The following is a 16889-nucleotide window of genomic DNA, read 5'->3' as shown; positions in this document are numbered from 1 at the left end:
ACTCTCCTTTAAGATTACTTTATAGAACCCTGTATTACGCCATTTATTATATATTTTTGCATAAACAAATATATTACTATTACCGGTATTATTGTAAGCATAAGCCCAGCCATTAGCAATCCATAGTCTACCGTATAGGTACCATAAAAATAATAGGTAGATAAGGGCAAAGTCCTTTGTTTCTGGGTTGTTAAGACTAGAGATGGAAGTAAAAAATCATTCCAAATCCAAAGGACATCGAGTATTATAACCGTACTGGTGATAGGCTTGAGCAGTGGAAATACGATTTTAAAAAAAGTCTGATATTTATTGCAACCATCTATCATAGCCGCTTCCTCCAGCTCAGCAGGCACGCTTTTTATAAATCCATGATAAATAAATACTGCTAATGCAGTACCAAATCCTATATACATATAAATAAGTACCCATTTGCTGTTTAACATATTTATTGAGCCGTATATCTGTACCAATGGTATCATTATAGCTTGAAATGGTATTATCATAGATGCTACCATTACAAAAAACATATATTTATTAAATTTCCACTTGTACCTAACAAATAAATAAGCGGTCATAGAAGATAAAATAGCAATTAGTATCACACTACCGGCGGTTACTATAAAAGAATTTAAAAATCCATGCAGATAATCCATCTTTTTAAAGGCATCTACATAATTTGAAAAGTTCCATTGAGAACTAACTGCCAGTGGATTGGAGATTATAGCACTTCTAGGTTTAAAGGAGTTTATTAATACCAAAATAAATGGAACCAGATATAGAAACAGTAAAATAGCAAGTACTATAACTTTTATCCATTTAGATATTGTTCCCTCTTTTTTCATTATGCCTCTACCTCCAACTTTTTGCTAAAATATACCTGAAGCAATGTTACAACAGCGACTATTATAAACAAGACAAATGCCTCAGATTGCCCCACTCCATATTGTTGGGACAAAAATGCCTTTTCATATACATGCATAGAAATCATTTCTGTACTTTTATATGGTCCTCCACCTGTTAGAGAAATATTTAAATCGTATACCATAAATCCCCTTTGGAGAGACAAAAACACACATATTATAAATGAAGGAACCATAAGTGGAAGTATTATACTCTTTAATCTTACAAAGCCATTAGCACCATCTATACTTGCTGCTTCTAATATATCTTTAGGTATATTCATAAATCCAGATATATATATGACCATCATATAGCCGGAATATTGCCATACCGTAACTACTACAAGAGCCCAAAAAGCCTTATTAGGATTTGACAACCATGAAGTTGAAATACTTTGGATGCCCAATGCTTTTCCCATATATACCAATACATTTGAAAACATAAATTGCCATATAAAACCTAATATTATTCCTCCAATAAGATTCGGCAGAAAAAATCCTGCTCTAAAAAAATTTTGTCCCTTTACTCCACTAGTGAGCAAATATGCCAGTAAAAAAGCAATTACATTTATAAATACAACAATAAAAAGCACATATTTTAACGTTAGCAAAAATGAACTCCAAAACTTTGGATCCCTAAAGACCGATGCATAGTTTTGAAATCCCACCAAAGAATAATCTTTAGATACACCATCCCAGTTAGTAAAGGTTAAATATATTCCAAATAAAAATGGAAGAATAACTACGGTAAAGAAAATAAAGGTTGTGGGCCCGGCAAACATGAGATATGTTTTTACCTTATCCCAAGTTCCCTTTTTACCTTCCATGCGTTACACCTCCTATAATTAGATAATCAAGGGCGAGTAGACATTTCTCCCGCCCTTGAAATAGTCCCATCTATTCTACAGTCTTCCAATAATCTTCAATTTCTTTGGCCAATCCAGCTTTATCTATCTGATCATCTAAATATTTTTGCATGGATGCGCCTACCTGTGACCAATGATCTGGAGGCAAAAGAGTAGGTGCATCTAATGTCTTCCCTTCATCCATATACTTCTTAATAGATTTAGCCAATGGATCCTGAGGCTCCAATGTAATATTTTTAAACGCAGGTATTATGTGAGCATTGTTTACTAATGCATCTTGACCATTATCCTCATATACTATCCACTCTAAGAATTTCTTAGCTGCTTCTTGTTGTTCCTCAGAATTTTGTTCTTTATCCAATACCAGAGGTTTGGTTACGGATACAGGTATTTGACTATTTCCATAGTCATCTGCATTATCGCTTATCGGTACAGGTATAAAACCATATTGTCCGTCTGCAGTATCAAATTCTGCAATTTGAGGCCATGCCCAGTTACCCATAAACCAAATACCTACCTTACCGCTACCTAATAGCTCAGGCCCTCTATCATAAGTACCTGACAATGGATCTTCCTTATCTATATTATACTTCTTCATCAAATCAAAAGTTTCAATCAAGCCATTAAACTGATCGTTGTTCGCCAAATCTGATTTTCCTTCTTTTAAATCCTGCACCATTTTATCAAATGCATCACCTTCAGAGGATTGGGTTATATAGGAAATCGGTAAGAAATGGCCTGCTAATGACCAATCCATTGGTGATATTACAAGAGGCGCTACGCCTGAGTTTTCAATATCTTTAAATAGTTTTTCCAGATCACTACGAGTTTTTACAGACGCAGGATCAAATTCTCCTCCAACCGCCTTATCTAATATCTGTTTGTTATATATAAATGAGAACCCTTCTACAGCAAAAGGAAAACCAACCATCCTGCCATCATCCATTTTGTAGTCGTTTAAAGCACCTTCTACCACATCGTTTACCCATTTTTCATCGGATAGATCTAAAAGTTTATCCTTAAATTTGGCTATATCACCTGTATCTATCATAAGCAGTGCCGGTGCATTTCCTGATGCATACATCGAACTTGCCTTTTCAAAAGGTGATTGCCCTGCAGCACAAGGAACAATCTCCAACTCTATATTTGTATCCTTTTCGAAAACCTTTGCACTTTCTTCTAATTGGGCCTGAATTTCACCCTTTGAGTTAAGAAGACTTATTTTTACTTTTTCCCCTGAACCTTTTGAATCATCTTTAACATCTTCCTTCTTTTCTTGTTGATCCGTTTGCTCATTGGTTGTTTCCTCATCAACTGTCTTTTTATCATCGGAGCCACAAGCTGATAAAATGGAAACTACCAATAATAAAGAAATAAGGATTGACAGTACTTTTACTTTTTTCATAGTTATCCTCCTTATATGAATTATTATATATTTGTGTCCTTTCTGCAATGCAACTTTATTATACAACTAATTGGCCATGTATGTCAACCGATTGACATACAAAAACAAAAAAATTTTATGCTGTCTCCCGCCTAACCAAAGTAACAGGAAATATGTTTTTGGTAGGCACTCTTTTACCATCTATCTGCTTTATAATAAGCTCTATAGCCAATTCACTCATTTCGTCTATAGGCTGATTTATGGTAGTAATAGAAGGTATGGCCAAAGAAGCGATATTTATATCATCATATCCCACTATCTTTATGTCTTCAGGCACTTTTTTACCAAATCTCCTGCATACCTTTATTGCGTAGGCTGCCATAACATCACTACTGGCAAATATTCCATCTATATCTTGGTGTTCTTTTAATAGGTCAAAAATAATCTTCTCATATTTGGTATCATCAAAAACATTTATACTTGTTTGGACATTTATATATCCCACATTATTTTCTTCTGCTACCTCAACAAAGGCTTCATATCTTTTATTTGCCAATAAATTCAGGGTTAAATTACCGCTTATATGGGCTATCTTTTTACACCCTTGGTCTACCAATAATTTTGTAGCTATACGTCCGCCTTCATAGTTATCCGATGCTATATACGGTATGCTATCGGATATACATCTATCAAATGTTACTATGGGCAAATTGGTAAAGGCATATTCATCTACATTCAACGTATGGCTACCCATAATTATACCGTCTACTTGATTCCTTCTCAACATATCTATATAGTCCTTTTCCTTTTCTGCTTCCAGATGAGAATTGCAAAGTAAAAGTTTGTAACCACCTTTACATGCATAATACTCTATAGAACTTACCAATTCTCCGAAAAAGGGATGTGAAACGGTTGGCACAATTACACCAATTATATTAGATTTTTGTCTATACAATGATCGTGCTAGCTCATTAGGCTGATAATTTAACTGTTTCATTGCCTGCTGAACTTTTTTTCTGGTAGCATCACTTATATAACCTCGATTGTTTAACACTCTAGATACGGTTGTTACAGATACCCCCGCCTTTTCTGCCACATCCTTTATTGTGGGCATAACATCAACCTCCGTCTAGTCCCTTATATTTTATATCTATTTTATAGCAAAGAATTATTTTTTGCAATCTTTCATCAATGTCCGGCAGAAATCAGCAATTTAGCCGCCTTTTCAGGTGGGATATCATTTACATATATACCCGTTGACAGCTCAAAACCTGCCTGCTGAGATACTCTTGGTGTAATATGAAGATGCCAATTATAAGGTGCATCTTCCATCAAGTTTGGATGGGCATGTAAAAAAAGATTAAACGGAAATCTTCCTAGTACATTACCATATCTGCTAAAAAGGCCAAAGAACACCTCTGATAATTCAGTTATTATACGGTCTGTCATGGATTGAAATAAACCTTTATTTTTATATATAATCTGAGTTTCATAGTTATATTTACTGGCAAAGGGAGCTATTACAATGAAATTATCCGTTTCAAATATAACCCTATCTCCCTTATCACGTTCCTCTCTTATAAGAACTTGATGCATTATCTCCCCTCTATATTCATAGAATTTTTTACAATTATTCAATTCTGTCATTATTATATTAGGGATAATCGGTAATGAAATTATCTGAGAATGGGGATGATCAAGGGATGCTCCTGCTTTTTTGAGATAATTTTTAAAAACACTCACATATTGAGTGGAAGCTGTATTATACAGTGCAATATATCGATTTTTATAGGCTAAAAGCATATATTTAAATTCTTTTATATTCATATTAAAAAAGCTTTTATCATGCCCACAATTATCTACTATTACCTCATGAATACCGTTTCCATCGGTCATATCAGAACATAAAATAGGGAACTTGTTTGGAAATGACCTTACTATCCACTCCCCATTATCATCGTCTATTCTAAAGGTCTCAGAAGGCGTCAACTTTTCTCTTCCCCGACAAAAAAAACACGTCTTTTCTTCCTTATTACTCCCATCATCATGAAAATCTGTAGGGCGCTTTGCACGTTCCATCGCTATTATAACTTGTTCATCTGTAAAAGGATCTTTTCTAATTTCCGGCATATTATTCACCCCTTAGATATATCCTTGTCAGCCAGTCTAACTCTATCCTATTTGTCTTATTGGAAGATTTAAAATAAGGATGAAGTTTTGAAATATGATAATCTTTTTTTTCTGAAAGGATCTTTTGTATACCTTCTATATACCCTTGTGCAGCTGCATCCCATGTATATTTACTACTTACCCTTTTAATTCCCTGATGCCTATAAAAAGCATAATTGTCAAATAGCTTTAAAATACCTAAAGCAATATCCTGCTCATCAAAGGGATCTATTAGCACTCCATATTCCTCCCCATTTTCCCTTAACACCTCATTAGGCCCTCCATACTTTGTAACAGCTACCGGAAGCCCGCAACTCATAGCTTCTATAGGTGCCAAGCCAAATGGTTCATACATCGCAGTCAAACAAAATATTGAGTTTCTACTTGCAAGTTCCCTGTAACAGTCTGCTAGCTGCTTTTGTGAATTTATACTAAAAATACACACCTTTCCTCTAAGATTATAGCTATCTATAATCCCCATTATCTCGTCTAATATCTCCCTCTCTTCCTTTTTCACAAAAGAATAATCCTGAAATGGATCCTCTATTCCCCTTAAGGTTATAATGAGATTGGACTTCTTTTGAAGTTCCTTACTTTTGGCAAATGCCTTCACTAATCCTATATGATTTTTCTTAGGATCTAGACGACTAGCAGCTATTATTGAAGGAAGCTGTATGCGAGTATTTTCTATATCCCTCTTAAGCATATTATCTATGAATGCCTTCATTTCTAAGGCATCATCCTTATTTGGTATCATTGCACTAAACACATCCATATTTACTCCAGGAGGTACTATACAGAATTTTCCCATATCATCTAACTGTCCTGCATCTCTATAAGCCCTATGGGTATACTGTTCATCCTTTTCCTGTGCAGTTGATACAAATATTATGCTTGAGTTTGACATAGCAGTGCGTTCTGCCATTATTCGTTTGGTAAAATAATATCTAGCATCCATCTGTGCTATATTTTCAGAATTGATCCCCAGTTTATCCATCTTCTGTGCCCCTAATGAATGACCGGTGAAAGAAAAGGGGATATTAGTCTTTTCATACATCATAGCTCCAGCTATACCGCCATCTCCGTAATGGGTAGTTATAAAATCAGGCATCTTTGCTTCAGTTTTATAAAAATCTATTATATTATCTACCCATTCACTTAGGTGTTCCCATAATGATTCCTTGGCCAAGAATTTATCTGGACCTGCAGGCAATCTTATAATCCGAAGGTTTCTTACATTATCATAAGAGTCAAACCTATTGGAAAACTCAAGCCAATTTTTATCTTTTATCTGCCTGGTTATTATATCCACATTATGACCTTGTTTTGCCATTGCAGAGGCTATTTCCTTTACATATACCAGCTGTCCTCCAAAATCCGGATGTTCAGTCCAATATGAATCCTTCCTATCAAAATTACCCTGTGGATTTAAAAAAGCTATATGCATAATTTTCTCTCCCTTATATTTCATACAAATCCTTTAGTCTATCTATACTTGGAAAATCTACAACTGCACCTGTATATCTAAGTTTATATGCACTAGATGCATTTCCAAGCCTTATCGCATCCTTAACATCATATCCTTTTACAATAGCTGCATAAAAGCCCGACCAAAAAGCATCCCCCGCCCCGGTGGTATCCATCACATTGTCTGCCACGCTATCCATTCTAATTGTTGTTTTCCCATCAGAAGCTACAAGCCCGTCTTTACCTAATGTCATTATAACCAATTTTGCTCCAAGATCTAAAAATCTTGCAATATACTCATCAATACTTTCTTCCCCAAATAGACGCTTTGCATCATCCTCACTAGGTTTTATTATATCTACATCTTTTATAATTCCCTTTATATATGAAACCCCGTCATAACCTTTTTCCCATAATGCAGGATGATAATTTGGGTCAAATCCTATTATAGTACCACTTTCCTTAGCTACCTCTATGATTTTCTCTATAGCGCTTCTAGATGGCTCCCTTGATATGGGCCATGTAGAAAAATGAACTATTTTTGATGTCCTTATAACATCTTCTATAGACTCATCAAATACTATTCTATAGTCTGCACCACGATAAAATATCGGTATAGGGCTAGATTGACTTTTATTTAAAAGTACCATGGATGTTGAAGAATATGCTCTCTTAACATTACTAGTATCAAGTCCCTGCATTTTCATCTTGGATATTAGAAAATCCCCCATTTCATCGCTACCTGCACAACATATAATAGTGGAGTTTATGCCCAGTTTTTTTACATTCATTGCAATGTTGGCGGGAGATCCACCAAAGAATCTTCTATAAGTGTCACAATCAAACCCATCTGTATATTCTGTAGAGATCATATCTACAAGTACTTCACCTACAGTCGCTATATCATATTTTTTATCCTTTAAATCTTTGATTTCTATATTACCCATGTACCCACTTCCTTCATATATGAACTACACTTAACATAAACATTCATTATCAACCTTTGATTATCTAATTAGCATTTTATATTATATTCATGTGTATGTCAACCGGTTCCATATATCAGGGCAAGACTACTTATCCTTATTTATATATAAATTTTTTTACTATTTTACACATGAAGCATTCAATGTTAGATAATATTATAAGAGCCCTACGTATATACGTAGGGCTCTTATAATATTATCTATTTTTTAGAATATCATACAATATAGGATACAAACTTTTTGCCATATAAAACATACCTATATCCGTAGGATGTATATTATCCACCGTGCAGGCATCGGCCATGGACTTTTGGAAAAATTCATAACCGTCTAAGAAATATACATTTCCATCTCCCGCCTCTTTTGCCCTTTTAAACGTCCTGTACACTATTTCTCTCCTCTTATCCTTATCCGCATAATCATTTCTTTCCATAGGATAATGGTAATAGGGAGCAGTCATAAATACCACCGGCATATCAGGATGCTTTTCCCTTATAATCTTAAAGAATGGTTCATGTGTATTTAAAAGATGTTCCTGATCCGGGGCATTGTGATCATAGTCCATGACAAACAACTCCATATCCAGAGAGGCTATCAACTCTGCCATCTCCTCTTCACCCTTTGCACTGCCGCTAAAACCAAGATCTACAAAATTTCCATCTAGCCATCTTGCAACTGTATGTGTATACGCATTACCTGGCCTAGAAGAGCAAGCCCCCTGTGTTATGGATGAGCCATAGAAGACTATAGGCTTTTCGACGGTAAAGCTAGAAGGCGGGAGCACTTTAGCATCCTCGTTGATGCCTATTTGTATATCCTCTATACCACAATATATTGGAAGATATATGGTCCACTCCCGCCATCTTTTATCTAGCCCATCCCCTATTTGCTCTTCAATCTCCCATTGATCATATTGTGGGAATATGCTGCCATAAAACCTTTTATCAGTTCCTTCCCCTAGGTAAAAATCAAACCCACATAGGGCGGTCATGGGCATATTGGGATGTAAATAGCACTCTTTTAGCTTTACCTTTAGGGATATATTATTGGAATTGGTCTTAAATCTTACCATTCCACCTGATGTATGCCAGGCTAAAGTCTGTATGCTCTCTGAAAACATACTCAGGGCATCTACAGGCAAGCGGCATAGGTTATTTTTTTTTATCCATGGAAATCCTGATAAACAAAAGGGTTCGTCTGTTATATTAAAATATTTCAACTATCATTACTCCTTCTTATATTTTAGGCCACTCAAGTTCTACACCTTGTTTTCTAAGTAGTTGCTGAAAATCTGCTAAGTATTCATTATCATTTCTAACTACCCTGGGAGATATTTTTTTATCCATAGCATAGGATACCAACATACCTGCTGCCTCACCTATATTCCATTCCACAGGATGTAGTCTATACGAACCATTTGTAATATGGGTAGTACCTATGTTTTTACATGCAGGAATAAGATTTTCCATCCTAACAGGTATGAGACTGCCAAGCGGTATTTGAAATGGCAGACATCCAATATCTATATAGTTCCTGCCAGAGGTACTAGGATGCAGATCCATACGATAATACCCTATCCCTACACTATCTTCAAACTTTACTGCGCCCTCATCTCCCCTAGTAATAGGACTTACATACTGTTCTAAAATGGTGAATTCAGCCTTTATACGTCTAGACTCCCTTATATACGGGTACATGGCCAATCCATCCTCCGTACCTACAACATCATTTCTCAGCCTCAATCCGGGATATCCTATACCACCATCAGGGCGTGGTGCCTCTGTCTGTAGCCAGTAGAGATACGATAAGCTCAGCTGTCTTGCACCTTCTAGATGTTTGTTAGCCTCCTCTTCATCCACCTCATATATAGGCCCAAGCCAATAGTCATTTTGTGGCCAGTTGGCTATTGTAATATCACTATCAAATGTACCGGGTACAAAATTATTCCTATCTGCAATTCTACGATATGTCCACAGGGAATGCCTCTCATCTACAGGGAAAAGGGTATGCTCTCTAGTTTCCAATGTATGTGGATGACTACTCTTCCAACTAAGCATGGAATCTGGCCAGAAATCGCATCTATAGTTTTTCCAAAAATCATATTGCTCAGGCTTCTCTATGGTATTATCTTCACCCTCCACATGATCTATGGCAAAACACCATGTAATGGACTGTATATCTAAAGGATCTGCCTCCCCTTCTAGGGCATGGGGCTCTCCAGTCCCCTGTTTAGATTCAGCACCTGTTATGTACTCTGCCTTTGCAAGGGGTAATACATCTCCGCATTCGGTAGCATCAAGGAAATAACTACCAGTCAATATCTTTTCATCGCCAGTATCAAGGTTTTTTACTATCATAGATCTTACATGATTATTATCCACTTCTACACTTTGTATCTTATGCCTTGTCCATATGACAAGGTGATTGCTTAGTATATATGGAGCCATCATCTCATGAAGAACAGCTACAGCTACCCTAGGATCATGACAAAGCTTGCTTACATTCCCATTGCCGGGATTTAAGTAAAATGTCTGTCTGGCTTCTGGTGTCAATGGAAAATGATTCTTATAATATGTCCTTATCCCATTTCGAAGCTGCCTATAGCTCATGGTACAGCCAAATTTCTCTATCCAAGGATTTTCATCCGGTGGTACAGCCTGACTTGTAAGCTGTCCTCCTATCCATTTTGTCTCCTCTGTCATAATAACCTTTTTACCCATACGAGCTGCGGCTAACGCCGCAGCGCATCCACCAAGACTTCCTCCTATGATGATCACATCTGCTTTATATGCTCTTTGCAAAATTAGCCCTCCCTTTTTGCTTAAAATAAAAAAGTATTATTGCTACTGCACCCTATTATAGCATAATAAACCCTTTTATATCCATGATTTGTAGAAATTAAGGTCCATGTAGAAATATATAAAGCATATATGTAAAAATCATAGGAGAGCCATATTAATCCGATATAATCAAGCTCCCATGCCCAATGCCAAAGGGTACCAATGTATATTTTTCCGTATATCTATCAAAATCTATAAATGTATAGGGACCTACATATTCTTCATTCAATATCCCATCCATCCTGTTAGGTCCCATAGCATTGAATAAAGTATTGCCAGCCTTTATGGATATAAGATTTTTCCCTTCCCTTATAAACTGGGTTATATCGAATACATATGGTGCCCAATATTTCGTACCACAAAACTCACCGTTTACATACAGACTAATAAATGCGCTACGAACATCCTGTACCTTTAGATACAATTTATTATCATCTTTATTATCATTTTTATTATCATAACTAAACCCAGTGATAAATTCTGCTTCACCTGCATAAAATGGATAGCCCGACCGGGTCAGGTCATAAACATCCGGTATCGTTTTTTTACCGTCTATAGAAAATTTAATATTATCTTCGTCTGTTACTACAAAATCTCCAACAACATATACGGTCTCTATTTCGGTAGGCGTATGTGTTTTATAGTCTTCTACCGATACGTGAGTTCCAGGACCTGTTATGTTATTAATCTTCCTGCCCTCTATTATAATTTCGTTTTCCCCTTCTTTTACAAGTCCTGTGATGGGTACCTTTGTAAAGTTTATATCAAGCCAGCTCTTGTCATTATCAAATGCACCTAGCTCGCCCTTTTTCTTTAAGGCATTAATCTTGTCCCCATTTAAAGATATACGGTCCAGATTTTCTGCTACTTCAATAGCCGCAAACATCTCGCCCTGTGGGATATTTGTGACATTAAACTTGTATATAGCCTTAAATTGGGTACCTTCTTCAGCTTTATAAAAAATCTGATGCCAAGCCTTCGATATTGGCATATCTTTAAGAATCAATTCCCCATCCATATAAAGGGTCACATCGTTTATTGGTAGGACATTAGGCCCATTTAGTTTTGCCACCCATTCGTCCATCTTTTCAACATTAGAATAATGGGTTTCAAACTCCACCCCGCTATCTAAAAATGCAGGACACTCCCCTACATCCATGGTTTCTTTAGGAAAATATAAGAGCAAACTACCACCTGGATAGAATTTTACCTTCATCTCCACCCTGCCGTTTAGCAATTTGGCGGGAGATTTATATACCTTTCCAGACATAATATCCAATATTACCGGCAGCCTACCCATATCTATATTTATAGTAGATGCAATCTCCCTGTTCTCCTCAGTATTTGCAAAAAATATCCAACTTCCGTCTTTGTCCGTTCGTCTATGGCATATGATGGCTTTGGCATTTTTGCCGGTCATGTCGTCTATTATCTTTATCCTATCTTTATACATATTATCCAGGCAGGTGATTGCCTGAGACACTGTCTGGCATCTTACAGTACCTTCCGGCCAATGTATATCTCTAGATTTTCCATCTATCCTCTGAACAAAGGGCTGTATCATAACTACATTTTCAGGACTAGATTGCGCTATAAACTCCTCTATAAGCGATAGAGTGCTACCCCTTAATGTAAAACAAGGTGGAATGACTATTGCAGAATATTCATGTGCTCCTATTGATAGCTTCCCATCCTTTACCTCTCCGTATTTTTCAATGAGCATCTCATCTCCATAATGAAAGTCCAGTTTGTTAGCTATTAATTCCTTAGATAGATTGGTAAATGGCCTATCATATACTCCCGCCTCAATGGCCAGATCATTTTGTTTATGAAGTGGTGAGTATTGGCTCCATACACTCCCTATAGGATGTATTACCAGTATATCTACACATCTTTTACCCTCTGATAATGCATAGCTAAGTCTACCTATATAGTCGGCAAATCCCTTCTCTTCCTTCCACCATGGTTGTTGATAAAATAGGTTTGCAGGATAATCACGTTTTCTTTCCCCGCGCATGGAATACAATGATAAGTGGTGATTTACAAAATTTATACCCAGCACAGCCTGCCAGTCTGCTATCCATTTTCTATGATAAAAGCTGGCATGCTGACCCATGCAACCAAACACCTCACAAAAGGTTCTGTCCTTTTCCAGCTGATCTGCTACAGAGGTTACCTGTTTTACTGTCACAAGCTGCTCTAGATTTCTCCCCAATTTGTCTATGCCTGGCCAATCCATATATTCATAATGAGGCATAGCTGCCCCTATCCATTGCAATTGGTATGGCATATTATCCTCTGCCATAAAATGCCCTGTCATAAGAAGATCGTTTTCTTTGCACCATTTATAATACTGTTTGGTAAAGCTCTCTATAAACAACCGCGTTGCGCTATCAAAAAAGTCATATCTTATCCTTTGGTAATCATCTATATCAAAGAATAATTCTTTTAAGTAGTCTTCAATGCTATATCCCTTTAATGCTTTAAAAAAGTCAGGTAGATATTCTGACCAGGGAAGTACAGGTACATCATAGTGGTTTTCCATGAGGTAACAAGGTTCATCAGTAAATATGCCCGGTATCTCTTTCCCAAAGTACTCTCCACAGGACTCCTTATAACGTTCGTGGGTACTCTCTAAAAAGGCTCTTACCGCTTTTGGATTCATAAGATCTACATAACAAAATCCATTAAACCATGGGTTTCCTGTAGGAGATATACGCTTACATATATAATATGTTATTCCATCTTTTGTGTATGTAGTAAGCACACTATCATCTTCTGTTATTTTATCTTGTGTCAAAAGCACCAATGCCCGACTCCTATATTCAAGATTTTTAGATACCTCGCCCCCCGCAAAACCAGAGGGCCATTTATCCTCATCATATAGCCATGCATAAGTTCCCGTTTCCCTAGCCTTTTGAGCACATGTGCGTATCATATCCATCCATTCATCGGATAGGTATTTTGTGACTAAACCTACCCGAGAATGCATAAAATATCCTCCCCAGCCACCTTTAGACATCTCGTCGATCTGCCTTTTTAGCTCCTCTTTATCCAATTTATCATTCCAGCTCCAGAATGGTGCCGGTCTATACAAGGCAGAAGGAGCCTTAAATGATTTTATATCCATATTCAACCCCCCTGATAATCTTTATTCAAAATCCTCATATCCTAATAGTCTTATTAATTTTTTAGTCCCTTTTGCTCAATATATCCTTTTCATATCTATAAACTTCATCCAACCAGCGTTCCCTAGGGAGAATGCCATGGCTTAGACAGTAATAATCCCATACAGCTTGAATTGGATAGGTCTTTAACTCTTCCATAAGGGCCAATCTGCCTGTATAATCCCCTTTAATCTCTGCCTGTTTAAGCTTTTCTGAAGGCTCTAAAAATGCTGTTAAAATAGCCTTTCTGGCATTTCTCCCGCCTATTACCCAGGCAGCTACCCTGTTTATGCTCCCATCAAAATAGTCAAATGCTATATGTACCCTGTCATATACATCTTCCCTTACTATCTGATGCATCATGTTTTGCAGCTCATCATCAAGCAACACCACATGGTCACTATCCCATCTAACAGGTCGGCTTACATGTAAAAGCATTTCGGGTATAAACTGCAGTATGGACGATATCTTATCTGAAACCATCTCAGTAGGATGAAAATGTCCTGCATCAAGGCATAGAAGTATACCATTTTTTATGGCATACCCCATATAAAATTCATGGGAACCCACCACATAGCTTTCAGAACCTATACCAAAGAGTTTGCTCTCAACCGCATCAAGATTATACTTTTTATCTATTGGAACTTTCAATATCTCATCTAATGATGCCTCTAAACGTTCCCTAGGTACAAACCTGTCCGCAGGGATATCTTTAAAACCATCCGGTATCCATATATTGGTTACACATGGAGTGCCAAGCTCCCGTCCAAAATACTCCCCTATACTCCTACATACCTGCCCGTGTTCTATCCAAAACTGCCTTATGGCCCTATCTGGGTGACTAAGGGTAAAACCATCATCGCTTAGGGGATGGGAGAAGAATGTAGGATTAAAATCCAATCCCCACCCATGTTCCTTTGCCCAATCCACCCAATTAGCAAAATACTTTGGCTCAAGCCTATTCCGCTCCACCTTTTTACCATTAGTTTCTGCATATATGGCATGAAGGTTTACCCTGTGCCTTCCTGGTATCATAGATAATGCCTTTTCCATGTCAGATCTCAGTTCGTCTCCGTTTCTAGCCCTTCCAGGATAGGCACCTGTCACCTGTATACCACCGCTTAATTCACGATCGTCATATTCAAAGCCCTTAACATCATCTCCCTGCCAGCAGTGTATAGAGACAGGTATCCTATCCGTCATATCTATAGCTTTTTCAGTATCTACCCCTATGGCCGCATATTGCTCCCTTGCCATAATATACTGCTGCTCAATATGCTTATCTATATTCATATACGTCCTCCATATCTACTATCAAATGTTTTTGTATTTTTCTTTAACAGAATTCAAAGCTAGCCTTCCATCTTCTATTGAGCCATGGCAGTTTTATTATATTTTTTTATTTATCTTTAAATATTTCATGGCAACAAATAATTAGATCTCCCTTATCTTTAGATAATTTTAATACACTAGCTTTAATAATATAGTCAATTATCCCTTTACAGATCCCCCTACCATTCCTGCAATAATATACTTTTGCAATGTAAAATATATTATAATAACCGGCAAAGTAGATACAACTATGCATGCAAATACAAGATTCCAGTCAGCTGAATGAGGTCCAAAAAAGTTAAACATAGCAAGTGTAATTGTTTGGTTTTCTGAACCTGATAAAAGGTATAAAGGCATTGCAAAATCATTCCATACACTAAGGACTGATATTATAGCATATGTTGCAGTAATTGGAGTTACAAGTGGCATAATAATCTGCATAAATAGCCTAAACAATCCACAACCGTCTATTATAGCCGCTTCATCTATTTCACGAGGAATACTCTTCAAATATCCCACATACAGAAATATGCCCATTGGCAAACCACCAACCACGTTCATTAATATAAGACCAATTAATTTCGGTATATGAAGACGATGTATTAATAAAACCGTAGGTACAGTAAAACCAGGAATAAATAGACCTAAAACCAAAAATATAAATATCCAATTAGAAAATTTTTCTTTCCTTCTCTGTATTATGAATGCAGTAATAGCTGATACTATAATAGTAAGAGCTACTGACAAAACCGTAATAATTGCTGAATTTTTAAATCCTACAAATATATTACCTACTTCTGCCATCGTTCTATAGTTTTCTATGATATTCCATTCAGTTGGCAATTTAAGAGTCATTTCCGCAGCCTCGGCTTTTGTTTTAAAGGAGTTTACTACCAACATATAAAATGGAACAAGTATTGGTATAGTTAATATTAAAATAAAGATGTCCAATAATTTAGTTTTCAGCTTTTTTAACATATTACATTTCAACCTCCTTTGATCTTAATGGTTTTAATGTAAATAAACTTATCGTTGCAATTAACACACCTATAATAACACTGGCTGCACATGCCTCCCCATAATAACCTCTTCCATATGCCTTAAAAACATAAGTATTTAAAACTTCACTGGCATTACCAGGGCCTCCTCCAGTCAGTGCATAAACTATATCAAAAACCTTAAGTCCACCAACCAGACAAATAATTAGTGCATTATTAAATGAAGGCATTAAAAGTGGAAATGTAATATATCTAAACTTATCAAAGCCAGTTGCACCATCTATCTTACATGCTTCATAATATTCAGTTGGTATTGATTGAAGCCCGGCTAGCAAAATAACCATTGTAAATCCTGTCCACTTCCACACTTCTATACTCGAAACTGAAAACATGACTAAATTTGGATCTGTGAGCCAATTATTTACTAAAAAGTCCATATTTATTGCTTTCAAAAAACTATTTAAAATCCCATCAGGATGTAAAATAGAAGAAAATATTAGTGCTATTGCTACATTACTTATGATTGCCGGCATAAAATAGATACTTCGCATTATATTAGCTGTTCGAATTTCCCTATTCAACACTATTGCAAGAAACAATCCTAATATCATTTTAAAAAATGTTGTAACGATCGTAAAATATATAGTGTTCTTAGATTGCGTCAATTTACTGTAGGGAAAAGAAAAATACAGCCATCCTGATAAATAAATTAGCATTGTATCCGGTCACACTCTTGACGACAAGCATCGCCCATATGATTTGTCAGCCAGGGCGGCCTCCC

The 16889-nt window shown here is 36.5% G+C and carries 13 protein-coding genes; all 13 read right to left on the bottom strand.

All coding sequences use genetic code 11. The features are described from left to right. Positions 1 to 14: 14 nt before the first annotated feature. The 13 genes from EJN67_RS10540 to EJN67_RS10480 all read right to left on the bottom strand — a co-directional run bounded on the left by EJN67_RS10540 (position 15) and on the right by EJN67_RS10480 (position 16719). The gene (locus EJN67_RS10540) at positions 15 to 842 is read right to left on the bottom strand and encodes a carbohydrate ABC transporter permease (RefSeq protein WP_129724272.1); all 828 of its coding nucleotides are present in this window, start codon (positions 840 to 842) and stop codon (positions 15 to 17) included. Next, on the bottom strand, positions 842 to 1726 hold the full coding sequence (locus EJN67_RS10535; RefSeq protein ID WP_129724271.1) for a carbohydrate ABC transporter permease: 885 nt from the start codon (positions 1724 to 1726) through the stop codon (positions 842 to 844). The genes EJN67_RS10540 and EJN67_RS10535 overlap by 1 nt, the downstream gene beginning before the upstream one ends. Positions 1727 to 1796: 70 nt before the next feature. Next, a complete protein-coding gene (locus EJN67_RS10530) occupies positions 1797 to 3170 on the bottom strand; it encodes an ABC transporter substrate-binding protein (RefSeq protein ID WP_129724270.1) in 1374 nt (457 codons plus the stop codon). Positions 3171 to 3285: 115 nt separating this feature from the next. After that, positions 3286 to 4263 carry a LacI family DNA-binding transcriptional regulator gene (locus EJN67_RS10525; RefSeq protein ID WP_129724269.1) on the bottom strand — a complete coding sequence of 326 codons (978 nt, stop codon included), beginning with the start codon at positions 4261 to 4263 and terminating at the stop codon, positions 3286 to 3288. Between the two features lie 74 nt (positions 4264 to 4337). After that, complete coding sequence (locus EJN67_RS10520) at positions 4338 to 5279, bottom strand: galactose-1-phosphate uridylyltransferase (RefSeq protein ID WP_129724268.1); 942 nt, start codon at positions 5277 to 5279, stop codon at positions 4338 to 4340. A 1-nt stretch (position 5280) separates the two neighbouring features. Then, positions 5281 to 6765: a glycosyltransferase gene (locus EJN67_RS10515; protein ID WP_243641286.1), complete on the bottom strand. Its 1485-nt coding sequence runs from the start codon at positions 6763 to 6765 to the stop codon at positions 5281 to 5283. Positions 6766 to 6778: 13 nt separating this feature from the next. Next, positions 6779 to 7732, bottom strand: coding sequence for a carbohydrate kinase family protein (locus EJN67_RS10510; RefSeq protein ID WP_129724267.1), 954 nt, complete (start codon positions 7730 to 7732; stop codon positions 6779 to 6781). 235 nt (positions 7733 to 7967) lie between these two features. Next, on the bottom strand, positions 7968 to 8990 hold the full coding sequence (locus EJN67_RS10505; protein ID WP_129724266.1) for an SGNH/GDSL hydrolase family protein: 1023 nt from the start codon (positions 8988 to 8990) through the stop codon (positions 7968 to 7970). A gap of 16 nt (positions 8991 to 9006) precedes the next feature. Then, positions 9007 to 10572, bottom strand: a complete 1566-nt coding sequence (locus EJN67_RS10500) for an FAD-dependent oxidoreductase (RefSeq protein ID WP_129724265.1) — start codon at positions 10570 to 10572, stop codon at positions 9007 to 9009. A 154-nt stretch (positions 10573 to 10726) separates the two neighbouring features. Beyond that, positions 10727 to 13741, bottom strand: a complete 3015-nt coding sequence (locus tag EJN67_RS10495; protein ID WP_129724264.1) for a glycosyl hydrolase — start codon at positions 13739 to 13741, stop codon at positions 10727 to 10729. A gap of 61 nt (positions 13742 to 13802) precedes the next feature. Continuing rightward, entirely contained in the window at positions 13803 to 15071 is a 1269-nt protein-coding gene (locus EJN67_RS10490; RefSeq protein WP_129724263.1) for an L-rhamnose isomerase, read from the bottom strand. Positions 15072 to 15269: 198 nt separating this feature from the next. Beyond that, a complete protein-coding gene (locus EJN67_RS10485) occupies positions 15270 to 16088 on the bottom strand; it encodes a carbohydrate ABC transporter permease (RefSeq protein ID WP_129724262.1) in 819 nt (272 codons plus the stop codon). A gap of 1 nt (position 16089) precedes the next feature. Then, positions 16090 to 16719, bottom strand: a complete 630-nt coding sequence (locus EJN67_RS10480; RefSeq protein ID WP_129724261.1) for a carbohydrate ABC transporter permease — start codon at positions 16717 to 16719, stop codon at positions 16090 to 16092. Positions 16720 to 16889: the final 170 nt, after the last annotated feature.

This window comes from Xylanivirga thermophila (assembly GCF_004138105.1).
GTDB lineage: Bacteria > Bacillota > Clostridia > Caldicoprobacterales > Xylanivirgaceae > Xylanivirga > Xylanivirga thermophila.
Note: the sequence above shows the minus strand (reverse complement) of the source record. Positions and strands in the feature narration are given on the sequence as shown.